The following is a 19,082-nucleotide window of genomic DNA, read 5'->3' on the forward strand; positions in this document are numbered from 1 at the left end:
AAAAGCTTCAGGATGTCCTCGTCCGAATACCGGTTCCGAGCCATCTTCTATCCCCCTTCCTCGGCAAAAGTAGTGGCCCAGGTTTAGGGGGCAAAGACACATGGGGAGCCGGGTAATGGCTAGGTGTAACCAGACGTGCGAATTACATGCTTGCGCGCACCCTATGTCGGCAAGGCTGCTTCTCCATAGCACCATTGAAAGGCTACAGCTTTCGACTTAGCCTCAACTCCGATTATTTGCTCCAGGACGAATTTATGATTTCTAATCCTACCTTCTTCGAAACTCGGCTGTACGAGGATCAGCCCAACCGTTCAAAAGACAACCGATCGCCGTTCCAGCGGGACCGTGCGCGCATTATGCATTCGGCGGCATTTCGGCGGCTGCAAGGCAAGACACAGGTGATGGGTACTGGAGAGGGTGATTTTCATCGCACTCGACTGACGCACTCCATCGAAGTGGCCCAGATTGGCTATGGCCTGTTGGAAGCGCTACAGTTCAAGAAAGCAACCTTTCACGAGGATGTGCAAGTTTGGCTGCCACCGCGTGATTTGATTGAGGCCGCCTGCCTTGCCCACGATCTTGGCCACCCTCCCTTTGGGCATAGGGGAGAGCAAGCACTTCACAGCGCAATGTTGCGACATGGGGGATTTGAAGGAAACGGCCAAACCCTTCGCATACTTACGAAACTTGAGAAGTACAAAAAGCGAGGTAAAGGGTTGTATCCGACCCGTCGACTGGTTCTCGGGATCTTGAAGTATCCGCGTTCTATGAGCTCGTTCAACCTTGACGACTATGCGACTAAGCCACCGAAGTCGTTTCACGAAGACGAGGCAGATGTTGTTGAATGGGCGCTTGAAGGCTTCACCACTGCCGATAAAGATCGACTGATACAATCAGCCGACGGCAATGGGGCTCACCACAGCCTTGACTGCAGTATTCTCGAACTCGCTGATGACATTGCGTATGGCATTCATGACATCGAAGATATTGTTGCTCGGGGTTTAGCGACAACAAGTGAAGTCCAAGACGAGATAACCAAAGCGTTCAAAAAAGTCGACAGTGCTTCCTTAGATGGTTTTGAAGCCAAGTTAGTCTGCGAAGGCCTGCTTTCTGACAGCTTCCAGAGAAAGCAGACTATTTCCGGGCTTGTAAATCTGTTTGTCACCAGTGTGACGATCACGGAGGACAATGCTTACGAGCACCCGCTTCTTAGGTTCAACGCTGCTCTACCCGACCGTCATCAGAAGCTCCTGAAAGCCCTCAAAGGGCTGGCTTACGAACTCGTGATCCGGAAGGCGAAGGTTCAGCAACTTGAGCGGAGAGGTCAAATGATCGTAGCGCGACTGTTCGATTCATTACTCTCAGATCCTGAGAAGCTGATTCCTCAGTCATCTTGGCAGGATGGGTGTACAGAAAACTCCAAAGAGCGCCGCGTATGTGACTACATTGCAGGGATGACAGACAGCTACGCCGAGCGGCTGTATAATCGCCTCTTCACCCCGGGTTTTGGCAGCAGTGGCGACGAATTGTGAACGCGCCTGGCAGAGCTAAAGAGAGTAGCTTTTTCGGTCCAAGCCGAACCTTCCCTTTGGATGGAACTGCCACCTGGCAGCTTTCCGCAAACGGGCATTAGCAGAACACAGTTATTGCGCGAGCTGGCCTTGAAGGGCATATTCCGCCAATAGTTTCTGATTCCGGTAAAAATATTGTCATTACAAGATTTGATCCAAAATGAGAACCAAGATAAACCGAGTATTGTTGACCTTGACTCTCACCGTTGTAGCGACTTTCGCATTTGCGCAAGGCGCTGTTGAAGGTGAGAAATCCTCTGTCGAGACCTTTGAGAATTTGGTCAAAACTGGAGTTGCAATAATAACTGGAGTTGCAGCCCTGCTTGGCCTCCCGATGGTATACCTCACTTATCGAAAAACATCGGTTGAAATAAAAAAGCTTGAGTTGGAAGCTCGGCAATTGATGGAAGCGAGTGACGCTACACCTTCTTTCAAATCTGGGGTGGAAAAAGGCGTGCGCGTAAATATTCACGAGTCGCCAAACTCGAACGTACAAGTATTGGCGGACCCTAGATTTTTAGCACCATTGCTAATCCTCCTGGATTTCATTTTTGCATGGATAATACTTGCGTTAACTGCGAGATTGTTTAGCACTTTTCAAGTCGGCGAAGCTGGGAGACTGGTTCAATTAATTCTGGCCTTGTTCCTTTTGCTGCCGTTGGCACACCAAGTGATGAAGATCCGGAACGCTATGGATCCAACAGGTCGTACTGATCAAAGTCCCCTTGGGGCTCAATTGAAGACAATTACCACAGTTTCCTACTGGCTCGCGGTTATTCTTTTTTTCGGATTTGGAGGACTAATACTTTACCTCGATCATGGCAGTTCAAGTGTGACAGTATTGGGGAGGTACTTTGCTTACGGGCTGATCACGGCTGCCGTCGTAATGCTTGTTTGTGCCGCTTGGGCACGGAAGAAGCTGAACCATTATATAGACTCGATTTGAAAGGCCGACCCAAACCTACCGTTGGTCGACAAAATTCAATGTTGCGGTGTAGGCGGCGTCTGTGAAGCACCAGCCGGGCGAAGACGGGTTCGGCCGGCTCCGCCGCTGGCAATACCAGTTTCCCCTGCTTCGCCAGTCGGCGCTAGGCCGACAGCTGGTTCGCTAAGATCCCATAATGCGCTGACATGCCATTCACCGTCGCGCCCGGCTCGAGCGTAGGGGCGGATCACTTCTTCGGGGGAGGCTCAGCTTGGCGATTGTCGGACACCGCTACCAGCTGACTGGTCAGCAAGCGACAAGACAGAAAATGCCTCTAAGGTCTTCCTCACGCGAGCGCTTTGTCCAGAAGCTTGCCAAGATAGGCAGACCCACCATCATCCAGGAACAACACGTTGCGGTCTTCGAGATCGGATTTCGTTGTCGATCCTGTCACGTTGAGTAGATCGTTGAATGCGGTCACTGACAGGATGAAAGCGCTGAGGCTAATCGTCGTATCCCGTAACTGGCTCTCTATCTGTTTTATTTCCCGATACAGACCAAACTTTGGATCCGAAATATTCATACTGCGGATCCCTTTGGGATCGATGAACGACAGCCATTGTTTTCCCGACTTGTCGTCGACCAGCCAAAGCAGAAAGTCTGGGTAGAAATTGCCCGCCAAAGCGAAGCCAAGGCCCTTGGCTCGGTTGTCCGCATTGCGCAGCAGATACAGACTCAGACCTCGCAGCTTTTCCTTTCCCTCAGCTGAATCGTAGAATGCTGCAACGTCCTGAACAAACTTGACTTCGCTCGGCTCTGAAATCGCAAGCGGGCGCATCTTCAGCGGCACCACCGTGTCCTTCTCGGGCGACATTAGAGGATAGTACAGATGCTGGCCAAAGCTGATTGCGACCATGTGGGGTGCATTCCAAGAGCTCGCCTCGCCAAGTTTCCCTTCGGCTACGAGTTCGCTCAGCTGCTCCAAGCGTTGTTTGTATTCAAGCCCGTCGTCTGTGTTTTCGATTTCGAACTGATACAGCTTGATTATTGAACCCGAGTCTTCAGTCACGTGGGTGACGTCGTAGAATTTCCCTTCGTATGCCGCCTTCAATCCCTGGTAGAACCGATCGGTGTAATCAGTAAGCAGCTGCATCATGATGTCTTGTTGTCGCTGGATGTCACCATACCCATGAACCGCGAGTTCAGAATCTGGGATCAGGAGCGTATACCAGCTGTCGTCGGCAAGGCAGAATTGAACAAGGCAGTCCCGGTCGACTCGCAGATTGCTCCAGCTCTTCAATAGCTTGTACTCTTGAACGGCGTTGAACACCACGTCCCAGTCGAAGCAGGCAATCGCCTCCTTTTTCAGCTTGCCGTGGTTTCGCTTGTCAGGGGCGCTGGTGTCAGGATTCACCTTCGAGCCAATCGCTTCCACCCGAGGATAGAGGTCGAGGACAACATGCGGCAGCTTGATCTTGCCCACGAATTCCGTCGGCACTTCGTAGAGCGTCGGGAAGTGGACACGCTTGAAGCCCTTGATCTGGTTGTCCTTGTAACCGTCTTTGAGTTTCAGGGTCTTCAGCCGCGTGCCAGTGGGCAGGTTGGTTCTGGTCGGGAAATCGAGCTGGATGATCTCGTCGCTCGGTGTGATCCCTTCTTCCTTCAAGTAGTCCTTGAAGTTGGCCATGTAATTCGCCCGCACGCCAAAGATGTTTAGCGTTTCAAGGCGTTCCATGTGGGTTCCCTTTGGGCGTTCGGTGGGAAGTGACCGCTTCAGCGACATGCCGCGCCCCTTCAGCCGGACGCCGCGACCGAAAAGTTGGATGATCTGCGAGCCTTCCCCTTGCCCCATGTTCAAAAGGCCCATGGTGGACACCCGCCAGCTCGACCAGCCCTCGGTGAACTTTCGTGAACCGATCAGAACATTGAGCTTGCTGTCCTTCCGATTGATCGTGTCGAACAGGCCGTTTCCGAAATCATCGGCTTCGGTGTCGAAATCGGCGATGTCCTCGGCCTTCTTAAAGAAACCTGAATCATCGCCGATGTTGATCAGGCCGAAGGGATCGGCTGAGCCGACTCGAAGCGCTAATTCGCCTTTGCTGTTCTTCAAATTCACCAGCTTCAGCCGCTGGCGCGCATCCGCGTTGAAGAGACGCCTGATGATGTCGTCGTAGATCGTCTGCGCATCGCGATGGATTAGGGGCGTAAAACGGCCTGCGAAGATGTCGTTGCCTTTGGGGTCCAGCAGCCGCGCCTTGTCGGCTACCAGATCGGAAATCCAGGCGGTCGCTTGATCTGGGCTGTTGATGAACCTGGAGAGGAATTTGACAACCTCGAGGATATCACTGTCCTCGCCTGCCACCGTATTGCCCACGAACACCCACAGGGGCTTTTCGATGTTGAAGTCCCGGATCTTGTCGCGATGGGTGTCCCACAGCCAGAGCTGCTGGTAGAAACTGAGCAGGCAGGCTGTGAAATACAAGCTCCCGTGCTTGTCGTAACCCTTGTCGTCGAGGTTCAGGATCAGGGATTCTTTCCCGTAACCATCGGCGTAGAAATATTTGTAGCTGTAGTCGATCAGAACGGCCTTGGCATATGCCTCGCGGATGCCTTCGATCCGAGCGCGGGCGAGGTCCGCTGTCGTCAGCAGCAACTGTGCGCGTTCTGTGTCGTCCAGTTGTCGCATCGTCTTGTCGAAAATCCGTTTCGCCTTGGCCTTCAGAATGGCTTCCTCGGCCTTGGCGACGGTTGCGCCCTTGGCAACCGACTGGCTGAAGGTGGCGCTGTACTCGAAGGCAAATCCACCCTTCACTAGCGCCGCACGTCGCGCCATCCACACGCCGCCGGCTCTGCCTGCACCGCGGTGACCTTCGTCAACCAGCACCAGGTTGTTGCCCTCGAAGGCGCCCGTGGCGACGGTCTTGTCGCCCATTTCGTCGGCGAGCTTGGTGACTTCGATGACGTCCACCCAACCTTTGAACAGCGAGCCGGTCTGGCTCTTGTCGAAGACATGAGCGTTGATGTCGGACGCGTGAAATTCTTCGAGATGCTGGCGCGAGAGGCCCTCGTTCGGGGTCAGTAGGATGATCCGGTCAGGGAACAGGCCGCTGTTGCCCGCCTGGAAGTAATACAGATACTGCAGGATGTTCACATGAAGGAGCAGCGTCTTACCGCTGCCGGTCGCGTTCCAGAAGGCGAGTTTGTTGAGGTCGTCGGCGGTATAGTCCTTGAACGTCTCGGCCCCGTTCTCTTTCCGGTACTCGGCCATCTGCGCGTTCAGCCCGTCCAACAGCTCCTGCCGCCGGTTGAAATACCAGTCGAGGTAGATCTCGGTGAACAAGAGGGACAGGTACTGAAAGTACTTCATCGTCAGCACTTCGCCCGAGGCGGCGTTGCGGCGATGGGTGATCTTCTGCCAATGGGCCACGATGTTCAGGTCATAGCGACGCAGATCGGCCTCGCTTACCCGGTCCATGTTGAACAGGTTGCGAGTCAGCTCATGAAAGAACTTTGTCTGACCGTCATCGTCGATGCCCTCGTGCCGGTCATGCCCGAGCCGTTCCTTCAGCGTCATAAGGCCGTCTCCGTGGAAATGGCCCAGCATCCAGCGGTTCAGCACCAGCTCCTGATGGAAGGTGCGCTTCTTCTTCGGGGTACGTGCCATCACACGTCATCCACGTTGAACATGGCGTCCAGGAAGGCGGGTTCGATCTGGCGCAGCATCAGCTTCTTTTCAGTACCGCCCTCTTCCTCGGTTGTCTGCAGGACCGAGGGGATGTTGTGGTCGCCGTTGATGTAGACCACGTCGAATTCGCTGTCGGCCGGGTTGATCGCCAGCTTGTCGCAGAGCCGCGTCAGCTCGTCGTAGCCGATCTTCTCACAATCACGCCACAGGATCAGGGTCTTATCGCCGCTGGGCAGCCAGCCTTCGACGGTGACGAAGCCCTGCTTCAGCTGGATGTCGATGTGGCGGACGGTCAGGCCGATCAGGTAGTTGAAGGTCTCGACCAGATCGACCTTGCGCTCCTCCCAGGCTCCGGCGCTGTCGACCGCAACCTTCAGCGTGTAGTTGAAGGGCTGGCGGAAATCAGCGACGGACAGGAGCGATCCCTTTGCCTCGACGTCCAGCATATAGCGCATCAGGTAATCGTCGCGGGCCGGGTCGCTGAGGCCGTCAAGCAACGTGGCCTGCGCCTCTGACCGTTTCAGGTCGAGGTTATTCAGCGTGTCTTCATAGCCCTCGATCTTGAGCACCTTGAAGGCATGGCTTATGCCAGTTTCAGGGGTTGTGGGTTTGCCAGATTTCCAATCGGCGGAATAGGCAAGCTTCTGCATCCGCCAACGCAAAACGATGTCGAAGGTTTCGCTCTGGTCAGTGAGCACATATTTCCGATGACCTTCGTCAGAGCGGTTTAAGCTGAAGATCGCCTCTCCCGTCGTGCCAGAGCCCGCGAAGAAATCAGCTATCACTGCGTCGCTTTCGGCGTAACCAATGCCTATGATATCTTCAATCAAGCCGGCAGGTTTAGGAAATTTCGCGGCATCGTAGCCGAAAAGGTTGCGAACAGCATCTGTTCCGCTTTGCGTATAAGGTCCAATATGAACACTCGATGGTTTGCGGCCGCGTTCTCTACCAGCCTCATCAAAGCGATACTGTTTGTAGCTTACAGAATAATCTCCATCTGAAAGTGTGACGACAATTTCGTCGGAAATCAACGCACCACGAAGCTTATCCCAGCTCCACTGCCATTGACGTGGCGGGAGTAGACTCTCTCCATTCCAGGCTGATCCGTCGCGACGGACAAGTCGCCAGCCCTCCTCAAAACTTCCTTCAAGGTTTAGATCGCCATCGGTCAACAGTGAGGCGATCCTTGAACTTTCCTGCTCCCACTCCTTTGTTCCAAGCGAAGAGAGAGGCGGAACTGGAATTGGATAGGTCAGCTGCTTTCTGAAATCGTTACTATTGGTGTTCAATGGCTGGAGGCGATGCTTTCCTCTTTTCTCAATCTTACCGTCTTTCAACTTGTAGTATTTTACGGCGTCGGGGTTTGGGGGCAGATCAAGGTAGGGAACATCCTCTTTGGAGCGCGAGAACTGGTGGATGTATTCATGAAGATTGTTGATGTGCTTTGTCTTTGATCCGCCACCATAGGCTTTCTTCCAGACAACTTCTTCCAAGAAGTTCTCTTCACCAAAGATCGAGAATAGCATCGGCAAGTAGTTTCGGTTTTCATCCCGATCAATGCTTGACGAAAAAATCCCATCCTCTCGAAGGAGCGGAACCATCTTTCGAACTCTGTTTTCGAGCATGCTCATCCATGATGAGTGCCGATAAGAGTCTTTATAAGCAAACCCATCGTCACCTGTGTTGTAGGGGGGGTCGATATAGATATGCTTTAAGCGCCGAAACAAGACGCGTTCAAGCAAAGTGATTGCCTGAAAATTGTCCCCCTGCACCAGAAGCCCGTCGAGGCTGGCATCCAGATCCGGGATCTCCTTCAGCAGATCGGCCCGAAACTTCGTATCGAATAGCGCCGTGTCTACCATCAGGTAAGGATTGGCCTTCAGATCCTCGACTGTCCCTGATGCCGCACTGTCCCACATCCCCAGATCGTGCCACTGCACCCATTGCGCTGGGTTTGCGGCGACGGCGGGGTAAAGCGACTCCGGCACCCGGTCCAGCGTCACGCAATACTGTGCAGCCACAACGAATTTCTTCTTCAGCCACAGCTTCTTCTGGAAATTCTCGATGCTGGCCAGGAAGGTAATCAGGTCCAGCGCGATGGCGCGCAGGCACTGGATCATCCGAAGGTTTTTCTCGATGGCGGAAAAGGCGCCGGCATCCTGCACGTCATCGAGGTTCATCACCTCGTTCTTGATGTAGAAATCCAGTTCCCGCTGCAGAAAGCTGCCCAGATCCTTGTGGATGAAGTAGTCGGCGGTGTTCTTCTGGGTGTAGGTCGTCAGATGCTTTTCCAGAAGGGTGCGGTTGGGTTTCTTGTCGGTCGGCGCACGACTGGTCAACGTCAGCCAGCGCGCCTTGACGGCGTCATGGCCAAGAATGGTTTCGACGGCGGCTTCGACCAGTTTTTCTTGCTTGGTGCCTTTGGGCTGCGGGACGAAATCAAAACGGATCACCAGCGCGCCATCTTCCTCCTCCACAGGAAGGATGGTTTCCTCATAGGGTTCTCCATCCTCATCAGTGCGCGTGACGGTCCGTTCGGTAGCCAGCACGAAGCGGCGTTCCTTGTCGTTGTCCTTGCGGTTGTCCTTGGCGGTGTCGGCGGCGACCAGACGGAAATGCACCGCGCGTCCATCATCCAGCTTGAAGCTGAAGTTGGAAAAGGACTCGCCGCTCTTGGTGTAATACTGGTCGCGGTTCGCCCAGTGCAGCACGACCTCTTCCCCGGAATAGGGAATGGCATAGGTGCCGCCCTTGTAGCGGCGCTGACTGATGAAATCGCCCTTGTCGTAGTAGCGCGAGAAGAAGGTCAGCAGGTGCGAAAATACCTGGTTCTCATGCTCTGACGCACCGGCGCTGGCGGCGACCAGTTCGGCACGGAGTTGCTTGACTTTGGGGGCGTCGTCAGGGTTGAAGCCCGCGTCTACGGCCGCCTTTTCGGCCTTGGCGATTTCGGCCTTGAGCGTTTCCGTGCTGGCCGTGGCACCGGCGGCGAGCGCCTCTTTCACCCGCGCCTTCAGGCGATTGGACAGGTAGTCCTCGATCTCGCCCGCGCGGGCGTTCAGGATTCGGTAGACGCCGAAATCGAGGTCAGGTCGGTCGATTTGAAAGATTTCGCGCAGCTTGCCAACCAGGGCGTCGAAATTGCTCATTGTTCTTGTTTTTCCTTGGTGTTGCCGGGCTGGTCTACACGACCGCCCAGCGGATCGTAAACAGCGTTTCGGTCGAGTGTCCCCGCTGGAGGCGTTTCTGCAGTTTGGCGATCAGCTCGTCGCGCTTTTCGGCTACCTCGTCTTCCTGGTTGAAAATCTCCTGCCGCTGTTTACGCTGGCGGCGTTCCAGCTCTTGTAGCTTCGTCTGGATCTCCGCCTCTTCCTCGAGCGTGGTCGCTTGCCGCGCTTCACGCCGAACGGCCTTGATTTGCTCTTTGGTGTCCTTCAGCAACTTTTCGGCAGCGAGTATCTTGTCCTCGGCCCAGCACTCCAGCCGTTCGCGGGCTGAGGCGAAGTGCTTGTTGTTGGCATCGAGTGACCGGTTGAGTGCCGCAGTCGCATGCTGATCGGCTTCCGCCTGCAATCGATCCGCGACGGCGGGTGCGGGATCGACAACGTCGTGGACCGCGGCGCCGACTGAGAATAGCTTGGCGCACGCCTCATGGTCGATGGACCTGCCGTTATCGTCGATGCCAGAGAAGAGGAGGTACTCCTCGGTTTCGAAGGTGGTTACAGTCAATTTCCGAAGAGTGAGCCAGCCACGCCGACCCCTCAACGCTTCGGCAATCGCGACACGGGTCGGATGGTTTGTGACATTGAACCGTAACTCTGCCACCGGCGTGTCGGCAGTCCTCGCCGTCGTGAGAACATGCTCTCCGAGAGGGTGCGAAAGCCTGTACAGGAAATAGCCATGCTCGTTGGTTGTCCGATCAGAGGCGGTGTTGCGTGAGATCAGATGATACCGGCCGGGCCTAATGTCAGATGACGGCGGTGACAGGAGATCAAATGCCAGATTGGCCTCGTAAAACCTGGCTCGGTCCAGCAGAATTGCGTTGGTGAGGTCCCAGAACCTGCGGCCGACACGATCGAGTTGCTCGCGCGCATTGTCTAGCCGCAGTTTGAGGCGGGCATGCACATCCTCGTCAAAATGCTCAAGCAGCGCGCGGCGAGTGTCCTCCATCCGGCTGCGGACCTGTTCGTCAAGCTGCGTCTGGAGTTCGTCAAAGGCGGCCGCAATGGCTTCGGGTGTGCGGCAGTCCTGGTAGATGGCTAGGATACGCTTTTCGAAGTCAACGCCGGACTCGATGGTGCCAAGCACCTCGTCTGACGCTCCAAAGATTCCGTCGAAGAGATTGAATTTCTCTGTCAGCAGGGTATGAACCCGTTTGTCGGCTTCGTTTCTTTCGTTCAGGAAGTTGACGACGATCACGTCGTGGGTCTGACCGTACCGGTGGCATCGGCCTATGCGCTGCTCGATCCTTTGGGGATTCCATGGCAGATCATAGTTGATCACCTGCGAGCAGAACTGAAGGTTGACGCCTTCAGCGGCCGCTTCGGTCGCGATCATGATCGAGGCGCTTTCACGAAACTCCTCGATCAACGCTGCGCGAACATTGATAGCCCGCGATCCCGTCACCTGTTCCCGGTTTTGCGGATTGGCGATCCACCGCTCATATGCTTCTTGTGCGTTCTTGTCTGAGTTTGTGCCGCTGAACATCACGACTTGCCCGGCGTACCCGTTCTTTTCCAAGTATTCCCGCAAGTATTCCTGAGTTCGCCTCGACTCCGTAAAAATCAGGGCCTTCTTGAGCGCTCCCATTCGTTGCTGTTCTGCAAATCCTATCTCCAGCGCCTTCATGAGTGCCTTGGATTTCGTGTCTGTCTGGATCGAATGCGCGAGTTGGATGAGGTTGGATATGTCGTCGATCTCGCGACGTAACTTCGCAGGGTCAATTTGTTCGGCGCTGGGCTCGACAGTTGCCTCCTGGTCGTACCATTCCTCCAGAATGTCATCTTCGAGTTCGTTCTCGAAAGAAATCGCCTCGGCTAAGCTATCACTCGTCGGAAGCCCCTCGAGCATGGCTTCGAGCCTTGCCCTCAGGGTTTCTAGCGTGCCGGCAATTGCCTGTGATGAGGATGCCAGCAGTTTGCGAAGGATCAAAACTGTCAGGTGCCGCTGCTGGGACGGGATGGCGAAGGTGTCCTCCCTTTGGAGAAAGCGGGTGATACCGTCATATAAAGCCTGTTCATTTTCGGCCGGGCTAAAGGGCTGCGTAATTGCACGGCGCTGAGTGTACTGGACGTATTCAAGCACCTGTTTTCTGAGTGTACGCTTGCAAAAGCCCGTCAAGCGCGTTCTCAGTTCGGGCAGATCGCCACCAGCGTATACATATTTCGAGCGAAAACTGTTGGCGTCCCCGAAGATATTGGGGTCGATGAAGTTGGTCAGCCCGAAGATTTCCATCAAACTGTTCTGAAGGGGTGTCGCGGTAAGCAGCAGTTTTTTGCGGCCCTCGACGGCCCATTGCAGCGCCTGCCCAATACGATTGCTCGGACGATATGCATTCCGGAGCTTGTGTGCCTCGTCAATCACAACCAGGTCCCATTCGACCTGGCGCAGCTCATCCTGCAGCTTTGCTGCATAGTGGTACGAAAGTACGACGATCAGCTTCTGGGCCAGGGGAAATGGAATACCGTCTGCCTTCATCTGGCGATAGGTCTTCGCGTCAATGACGACTGCTGGCAAATTGAATTTGTTCGTGAGTTCTGCGGCCCATTGCTGACGGATGGCAGCCGGACAGATGATGATAAGTGTGCGCTTTCGCTCTGCCCATTTCTGGCAGAGCACAATTCCAGCCTCGATCGTCTTTCCCAATCCAACTTCATCAGCAAGGATCGCGCCTTCTACGAGAGGCGATTGCAGAGCGAACATCGCGGCTTCAATCTGGTGGGGATTGAGGTCAACCGATGCATCAAAGAGGGACATCGAAAGCTGGTCCTCAGCGCCCGGAGGAGCCAGCTTGGTCAGGTCATGCGCGGTGTATTTGGAGTGGTAAGCCGTGAACATGCCTTAGGGTTAGCCGCTATGGCTCAGGTCTTCGAGAGATTTTTTTAAACATATGTAGTTGGTAGAATTTTACCGCCCGTAGGCGACCTGTCGTTCGAAGTCTTTTGCCATCAGGGATTGGCCGAGCAGCTTGATGCAGTTCATCTTTGACTCGACCCGGGTCCGGCGGTGATAGCCGCTCCACCGTCGCCAGATGGCGCGGCCGAGGTACTTTGATGCGCGCAGGACTTCGCTCCGTGCCACCGCGCCCGGGCTCGTTGGCTTCTAGGGAGTGGCATTTTTGCGGGGCGGGATAGCAGCGGCGGCACCACGGGCGGCGACCTGTCACATGCTCTGCTGCCGCTGCTGGATGCCCGCGCGACGCTCTTCAAGGCATATCGCAAGTTGGACCGGCGGGTGAAACGGGCCGCCAGCCACGAGGAAACGTGCCTGCGCTTCATGGCAATCCCCGGCGTGGGACCAATCGCTGCTCTGACCTTCAAAGCTGCGGTAGATGACCCCGGACGCTCTACGAGTTTAAGAACTGTCGCGGCTCACTTCGGATTGACGCCGCGACGCTATCAATCCGGCGAGATGGACAAACCCGGTGCGGTTCAGGGTGCATTCTGCGCACAGCGGACGTAAGAAGATACTTAAGCAGCGCTTGCAATGGATTGCGGCTGGCACCGCAGCCGTAAGTTATCGTGCTTGAATGAAACAGTGTCCAAATCCTGCTCCCGCAACCAACGTTTCCGGCCAAGCCTCCGCAAACAGCGGGGGCTTTCTCGATTCAGGGCTCTCCAAAGCCATGATCCCCGCCAATTCCCCAACAAGTTCAAGCTGATGCCCGCCCGGCGCATCAGCCTCCGGAACCATCCGCACCTCTGAAATCAGAGACCGCAGCGACGCTGTCGCCTCGCGCCGTACCTCTGGCGCGTTCAGGGACCGGGCGAGATCTTCGAACAGCTCCCGGTACCGCGCTGACGGTTCGGCCCGCTGGCACTACAACAGCAAGAGACCCCACAGTGCATTGGACTATCGCCCACCGGCCCCGGAAACTATCATCCCAATGGAATGCAGGCCAATCATGCACTAACAATCAGCTTGGACCAATCAGATGAGGCTGCTCAACATCATACGAGGAACACGGCGTCATCCAGTATAAACCCATCGGCTGCGTAGATGTTAACCTGATCGACCTGATCGAAAGTCTCGTCAAACAGAACGAGAGATTCTTTCTTGTCAGAAATACTGTAGGTCAATGTTCCAACGAAAGTGTTATTCAGCCAGCCCTCAACAATCAGATCTACATTTCGACCATTGAAGGAAGTAAAATAGCCGCTTTCGAAGTCGAATGTCTCGCTGTCGCTCCTGGATATCGAGATCGTCTCGACGTCCGACTGCAAAGCCTGAACACCCGACACCACACCCTTGGCTTGCGAACTCGTGGTTGCGCCGAGAAAGTCGAAGTCACCCACCCTGATCGGATCCGCCTGCACCACTTCCTCAAAGTCCAGTTCGGATACGGTCCTCAGCGGAGGTGCCGGCTGGAAACCGTCGACGGGAGCCATTACTTTTATGTCATCGACGAGGATAGGCCGGTCTGATCTTACGACGATACGATCCACGCCGTCAAAATCCTCTCCTAGTGCTACCGGAGCCGGTGAGTTCGAACTGATCCGGAAATTAGCGGTACTTACCAGTGCTTCATTGTTCCACGCCTCAATAACAACATTTGCCTGACCCCGGGCGGCCTGCAGCAGCAGGGCATCGAAATCAAATTCACCCGACTTGGCGTCAATCTCGAACATTCCGTCCCGGCCGCTTTCGCCGGCAAAGTCACCATTCATTTCGCTCGACCTGACGACATTGAGGCCGGATACGGCAAGCGCGCTCACTTCTTGGCTGGTGCCGCTTTCAAAAGTAAGCATTTGCGAATAGACAGTGGGTTCAGAGTTGGCAGGCTCAACCAATACGGTAACCGTCGCCGTGCCCTCTCCGCCGTGACTGTCAGAAATCGTGTACGTGAAGCTATCTGTACCCTGAAAGCCCTGACTGGGCGAATAAACAAGAACTTCTCCCTCATGCGTTACCGTTCCGTTTGTCGCCTGGCTGAAATCCAGAATGCTTATCGCTTCACCGTCCGTGTCCGAGTCATTTGAGAGTACAGAAATTGAGACGGCGGTATCCTCATTGGTCGATGCCGCGTCGTCTACAGCGACGGGGGGGGCGTTCTCAGAGCCGCCGGTGATATGCCCATAAAGATCCGACCAACTCCAGGAAATATCTGCGAACCGGATCTCTTCAACAGTATCCGCGATCCAATCCAGGGCCAGCGATCCCACGGTGATGAAGTTTGAACCGGCGCTGAAACCGTAAGATTGGAAGTCGCCATCAAAGCTGACCGTGTCGTAGCCGGATTCGCCGAAATAGGTGTCCGATCCCAGACTGTCATGGAAAGTGTCGTTGCCGGCCCCGCCCCAGAACTTGTTGTCGGCGGCGTTACCAATAAACCAGTCATCGCTCGACCCGCCGATTGCGTTCTCGATGAGCGATCGCGTGTCCCCCTCATACAGCAGGGCGTTCGCTATATGCCCGCGAGCATAATTGCCTGCTCCGAGATGGGCACGCTGGAATGTGCCCCCGGTATCAAGGTCGACCCATTCCCCCGGACGCAGGTCTACGCCAAGCGAGGTGGAGTAGTTCGAAAAATCATAGGTATCGACGCCATTTCCGTCCCATATCGTCCGGAATACCGTATCGGCACCATCCACCTTAGTCAGGCCTGCCTCTGCAATCACGTCGGCGCCGTTGACAAACATCCGCCCGGTGTCAAGGTCGAAAGAATATACCGTATCACCTGCGTTTGCGGCGAAATTCGCGCCGTACAGCCGCTGGATCGCCGCGATGTCGAGCATCATCAAGGATTGCGCGAAATCACCGTCGGAGTTCGAATAGGCGCCGCCGAGAGATCCGACATAAGAATTGTAGGTCATGACCGTAAACTCCATTGAGTTCAAGTCATATGGCACGGCGCCACCGTGTGTATCCTCATGCGCGTGGTTCAGACCGAGCGAATGCCCCGTCTCGTGAAGAAAAGTATGAAAATCAAATGACCCGACCTCTGGTGAGACCGGATCTGTCAGGTACCACCCGTACCAGGAATCGCCGCCAGAGCTTCCATTGCTCGGCAGGTAGGCGTAAGCGCTGATGAAATCCGGATCGAGCGCAATCCGCAGGTCCGCATCATGGTCTTGGTCGCCAGTGATTTCGGTGAAGGTCAGCATGGAAATACTGGAATACTCGGTCAGAGCCGCGCGTGCCAATTGCTGCAAATCGCCTGTCATCGGCGCAAAAGATCCGATGGGATAGTAGCTATAGTCGTCGGCGCTGTCGGGGAAACTGTAGGTCAGTTCGGTGGTATCCCACTTGTACGGTGACAGCAGTGCGTCGACGCCCTGATCGACGTCGCCCGGGTCCGTGTCGACTGGAACGTCTGCCGTGCCAGCGTTCTGCTCCAGCGGCGCCAGCGTGTCCGACTCAGATTGCTCCCACAGTTCGAAAAGGCGTTTCAAGGCCTCCGGATTGCGGTTTTCAAGCGCTGATTTGGCTGCCTCGCCTCGCCTGCCAAATGCACCGGGAAGCGGCTGGGAAAAATGGAATTCCATATCCTGCGGCCCAAGAGTGTTCAGTTTTTCGGGTGACAGTGCTAAGTTTCTGCTGCTATTCATGTTTTTCACGGCCGCTCGTTCACCTGCGGCGGCCTATCCGTTAGGGTTAGACTGCGAAACACTCGGAATCTGGTAAGGAACACGCGGAAAGAATCCAGCGTGTAGGACTGCGTTCAACCTCAATTTTCAGGCCCAATAAGGGCTCTCTTTGGTGGCAATTTGGTGAAAACGTATCAGGCTGTCACGCGGGATTGCGAGAACAAGTCCAATTCGGCGGTTTGTTGCCGCCAGAGAGTGTCACCAATTGTGTCAATGTCACGTAAAAACGGGGCGGCCCGAAGGCCGCCCCGCATGTTTGGCGGCGGAACGTATCAGGCGAGGATGTCGAAAGCCGTATCCAGCGCAACGATATTGTCGTTTGCTTCCGGTCCGTCGACTTCGACGGTCCAGCTTGCAACGGCTGTCTGATCGCCATCCACGGTCTGTTCGTCCGCGAATATCTCGAACGGCAGGATGTAATCCTCTGCAGGTGCTTCTGTGATCAGGCTGACTTGATTGATCCGGAACTTGTCGTTGCCATCCATGCCACTGCCGGCCGGGGGCTCCCCAACCGTACCGACATAGAGTTCTTCGAAGGCAACACCAGGCTCGATGTTCACCTCCTTGGGGCCTGTATTGTTGGTGAGATCCAGTTCGATTTCACCGAAGGCGACTAATGAACCGCTGTCCCATGCTTCCCAGACAATCGTTTCAGTGCCGATACCGCCACCAACACCCTGGACGATGAATTGAATACCCGTCGGCTGAGGCGAGGCAGCCGACACATCGATCAGCAGGCCTTCTGCAGTTTCGATGTTGCCGTTGCCGACACCGATACCACCGGCATTATTCGGGTTGACGTCATCAGATCCTCCGCCAATGTCGTCGATCTTCATGTTGGCCAAGGAATCTCCATTAAGCGGGCCTGACAGCCCGTCGTAATTGGTGCTGAGATCGGTATTGCTGTAGAAGAACCCGTCGAACGTCACGCTGGAGACCGTGAGCGTTTCCTGCGGGCCGCCGGCCTTCACAGAGGAGAAGTCGACCGGTACGATGATCGTTGGCGGGCTGGCTTTCTGCGTGAAGGTATATTCGGCTAGGTTGTTGCCGTTCGCATCCGTGCCGCCACCGTCTCTATCGACTGCCAGCTCGTAGAAGACGAAATCGTCGGCATCATCGACGGTCCCGTTATCCGAGGTGCCGATGACGAGAATGTCGCCATTGGCTTGGTAGTCAACCGCTGATGTAATCGTCCAGTCGTCATCTCCGGCTTCGACGACAAACGTGTCCGGAATACCGTTCATCAGCAGATTGGAGCCATCGGCGCTATCGACAAAGATGAACGTGTCGGAAACCGAAGCGTTTGCAGTGAACGCAACCGTCTTATTGTCCACCGTATCCGACCCGACGCTATCCGGGCCGGTTTCGATCAGCGGGATGTCGTCGATGATTTCCGCCGAAGCAGAGGTGACATTGTTCGTTCCGCCAGGCTGGCCCGTGAAATCGAGGACATAGGCGGTTGCGGCCCCGTTCAGCGTCCCGTCGGTGAAGCCGAGGTTCAGCGTGTCAAAGACACCGCCATTATGTCCGTTCCCAGACGAATGGGTGGCACTGGTGTCATGCGTGTAGCTGACGCCAGTGATGACAGCCCCGGCACCAAGCAAGGTCCAGTCCCCGTAATCGTCCGAGATCACGTCTCCGGCCATTGACCCGATGACACCTTCGCCATTCCCGTCGACGAGCGTGAGGAAGATCGTATCGCCTTCGGGATCGAGTAGCGACAGCGCCGCCAGTTCCGCCGAGAAGTCATAGACCCGCGTGACAGTATCGCCGGTCGGGAATGTCTGGTCCCCACCGTCCTGGCTGCCATCCGCCAGACCCGATTCAAAGACCTGCGCGTTCTTGGCCGCGATATTGCCGAAGACCGGGTCATTCGCGCCATCTATCTTCACAATGACAGTCGCCTGATCGGGGTTGCCTTCCGCATCGTTGGCTGTGTAGTCGAAGGCTACATAAGCACACTCACCTTCGGCCAAGAACTCAAACTGTCCATCCGGGTCGAAGGTGAAATTGCCGTCGGCATCGAAGTCGGCCAGCACTCCGGTCGGCCCTGCGATCGGGGCTCCGAATTCATCCACCGCCCGCAGGCTGCCGGCCACGAGCTGCGCGGCCAGGATGTCTCCGGCATCGGGATCACTGTCGTTGTCAAGAACGCTGCCGCGCACGACTGGACCGTCATCCTCGCCGACAGTGTAGCTGTCGTCGAGTGCAGTCGGGTTCTGGTTGGCAGGCAAAACGGTCACGCGCACCACGCCGGTATCAGACCCGCCTTGCGGATCTTCGACGGTGTATTCGAATGTGTCCACCCCGAAAAAGCCCGCGGCTGCCTGGTACAGAATCTGGCCGCCGGAAAGTGTCACGGTGCCGCCGGCATCCGTTGTCAGATTAAGTGAACCGTTACCCGACGATCCTCCGCCATTGTTGTCGTTGATGTCTGAGAATGAAGTGATGGCCAGAAGCCCGTTGTCATCGACCGGCCAGACATCGACATCCGTGTCGCCGTCCAGCGCGTCGATGAGCACCGAACCACCCGAAGTGGTCTGACCTGCGTCGTCGTCGGCCACGGGCGCGTCATTGACGCCGATGATCGTGAAATAAGCTATGCCGCTGTCCGAGTCCTGGCCGTCAATTACGTTGTAGGTAATCTTGTCGACGATGATGCCACCTTCGGAGAGGGAGTCGAACCCGTTTGGGAGCACGACGTCACCGCCGCCGCTGACGAGGAAACCGTCCTGGCCGCCAGGGGTGTAGTCGAGGTCAACGAGCGTCGTATCCACGGAAAGCGGGCCGTGGTAACGGGCGTCGTAGGTCAGCGCGCCGTTTGTGTTGAGATCAAACAGCGGATTAACTGGCCCGGAAGTAAGTATCGCGGCCAATTTCGCAGCGTCACCTGGATCTGGATCGCTGTCGTTATTAAGAAGGCCGAGGCCAGGCGCGACTTTTAGGAAACTGTCCTCGTTTAATACGTAAAAATCATTTACCGCTGTTGGTGCTGTATTTGGTATTTTTTTACTTCCTCGCTATGGCAATTCTTGATTTCCTTCAAATTTTTTGTGCCGGTTGGAGTTTTGCCAGAGCAACAAAAGGCGCTGGCG

At 55.5% G+C, this 19,082-nt stretch carries 8 protein-coding genes and 1 pseudogene; 3 read left to right on the forward strand and 6 right to left on the reverse strand.

Going from position 1 to position 19,082, the window contains the following annotated elements; genetic code table 11:
* Positions 1-194 precede the first annotated feature (194 nt).
* Positions 195-1,532: an anti-phage deoxyguanosine triphosphatase gene (locus LHL23_RS21015; protein ID WP_226431433.1), complete on the forward strand. Its 1,338-nt coding sequence runs from the start codon at positions 195-197 to the stop codon at positions 1,530-1,532.
* A 226-nt stretch (positions 1,533-1,758) separates the two neighbouring features.
* A complete protein-coding gene (locus LHL23_RS21020) occupies positions 1,759-2,517 on the forward strand; it encodes a hypothetical protein (protein ID WP_226431434.1) in 759 nt (252 codons plus the stop codon).
* Between the two features lie 325 nt (positions 2,518-2,842).
* Here the strand turns inward: LHL23_RS21020 and LHL23_RS21025 are convergent, their stop codons facing one another.
* From LHL23_RS21025 to LHL23_RS21040, 4 genes and pseudogenes are all read right to left on the reverse strand, one after another.
* Complete coding sequence (locus LHL23_RS21025) at positions 2,843-6,160, reverse strand: DEAD/DEAH box helicase family protein (RefSeq protein ID WP_226431435.1); 3,318 nt, start codon at positions 6,158-6,160, stop codon at positions 2,843-2,845.
* The gene (locus LHL23_RS21030; protein WP_226431436.1) at positions 6,160-9,330 is read right to left on the reverse strand and encodes a site-specific DNA-methyltransferase; all 3,171 of its coding nucleotides are present in this window, start codon (positions 9,328-9,330) and stop codon (positions 6,160-6,162) included. Before LHL23_RS21030 ends, LHL23_RS21025 begins: the two co-directional genes overlap by 1 nt.
* Positions 9,331-9,364: 34 nt before the next feature.
* Positions 9,365-12,238 (reverse strand): SNF2-related protein, encoded by a 2,874-nt coding sequence (locus LHL23_RS21035; protein WP_226431437.1) that lies wholly within the window; start codon positions 12,236-12,238, stop codon positions 9,365-9,367.
* 81 nt (positions 12,239-12,319) lie between these two features.
* Positions 12,320-12,559 (reverse strand): annotated as a pseudogene (locus LHL23_RS21040) (IS5/IS1182 family transposase); the annotation flags it as partial.
* Positions 12,560-12,676: 117 nt separating this feature from the next.
* Between LHL23_RS21040 and LHL23_RS21045 the strand changes: the two are divergent.
* A complete protein-coding gene (locus tag LHL23_RS21045; RefSeq protein WP_413229488.1) occupies positions 12,677-12,862 on the forward strand; it encodes a transposase in 186 nt (61 codons plus the stop codon).
* Positions 12,863-13,350: 488 nt separating this feature from the next.
* Here the strand turns inward: LHL23_RS21045 and LHL23_RS21050 are convergent, their stop codons facing one another.
* Positions 13,351-15,948: an Ig-like domain-containing protein gene (locus LHL23_RS21050; protein ID WP_226431456.1), complete on the reverse strand. Its 2,598-nt coding sequence runs from the start codon at positions 15,946-15,948 to the stop codon at positions 13,351-13,353.
* Positions 15,949-16,259: 311 nt separating this feature from the next.
* Entirely contained in the window at positions 16,260-18,992 is a 2,733-nt protein-coding gene (locus LHL23_RS21055; protein WP_226431457.1) for an Ig-like domain-containing protein, read from the reverse strand.
* Between the last annotated feature and the right edge of the window lie 90 nt (positions 18,993-19,082).

The sequence above is a fragment of the Leisingera sp. McT4-56 genome, assembly GCF_020514995.1.
GTDB lineage: Bacteria > Pseudomonadota > Alphaproteobacteria > Rhodobacterales > Rhodobacteraceae > Leisingera > Leisingera aquaemixtae_A.

Excerpts from the sequence above, each read along its gene's own strand:
- LHL23_RS21045 (WP_413229488.1), top strand. The coding sequence starts at position 12,677 with ATGGCAATCCCCGGCGTGGGACCAATCGCTGCTCTGACCTTCAAAGCT.
- LHL23_RS21025 (WP_226431435.1), bottom strand. The coding sequence starts at position 6,160 with ATGGCACGTACCCCGAAGAAGAAGCGCACCTTCCATCAGGAGCTGGTG.
- LHL23_RS21030 (WP_226431436.1), bottom strand. The coding sequence starts at position 9,330 with ATGAGCAATTTCGACGCCCTGGTTGGCAAGCTGCGCGAAATCTTTCAA.
- LHL23_RS21035 (WP_226431437.1), bottom strand. The coding sequence starts at position 12,238 with ATGTTCACGGCTTACCACTCCAAATACACCGCGCATGACCTGACCAAG.
- LHL23_RS21050 (WP_226431456.1), bottom strand. The coding sequence starts at position 15,948 with ATGAATAGCAGCAGAAACTTAGCACTGTCACCCGAAAAACTGAACACT.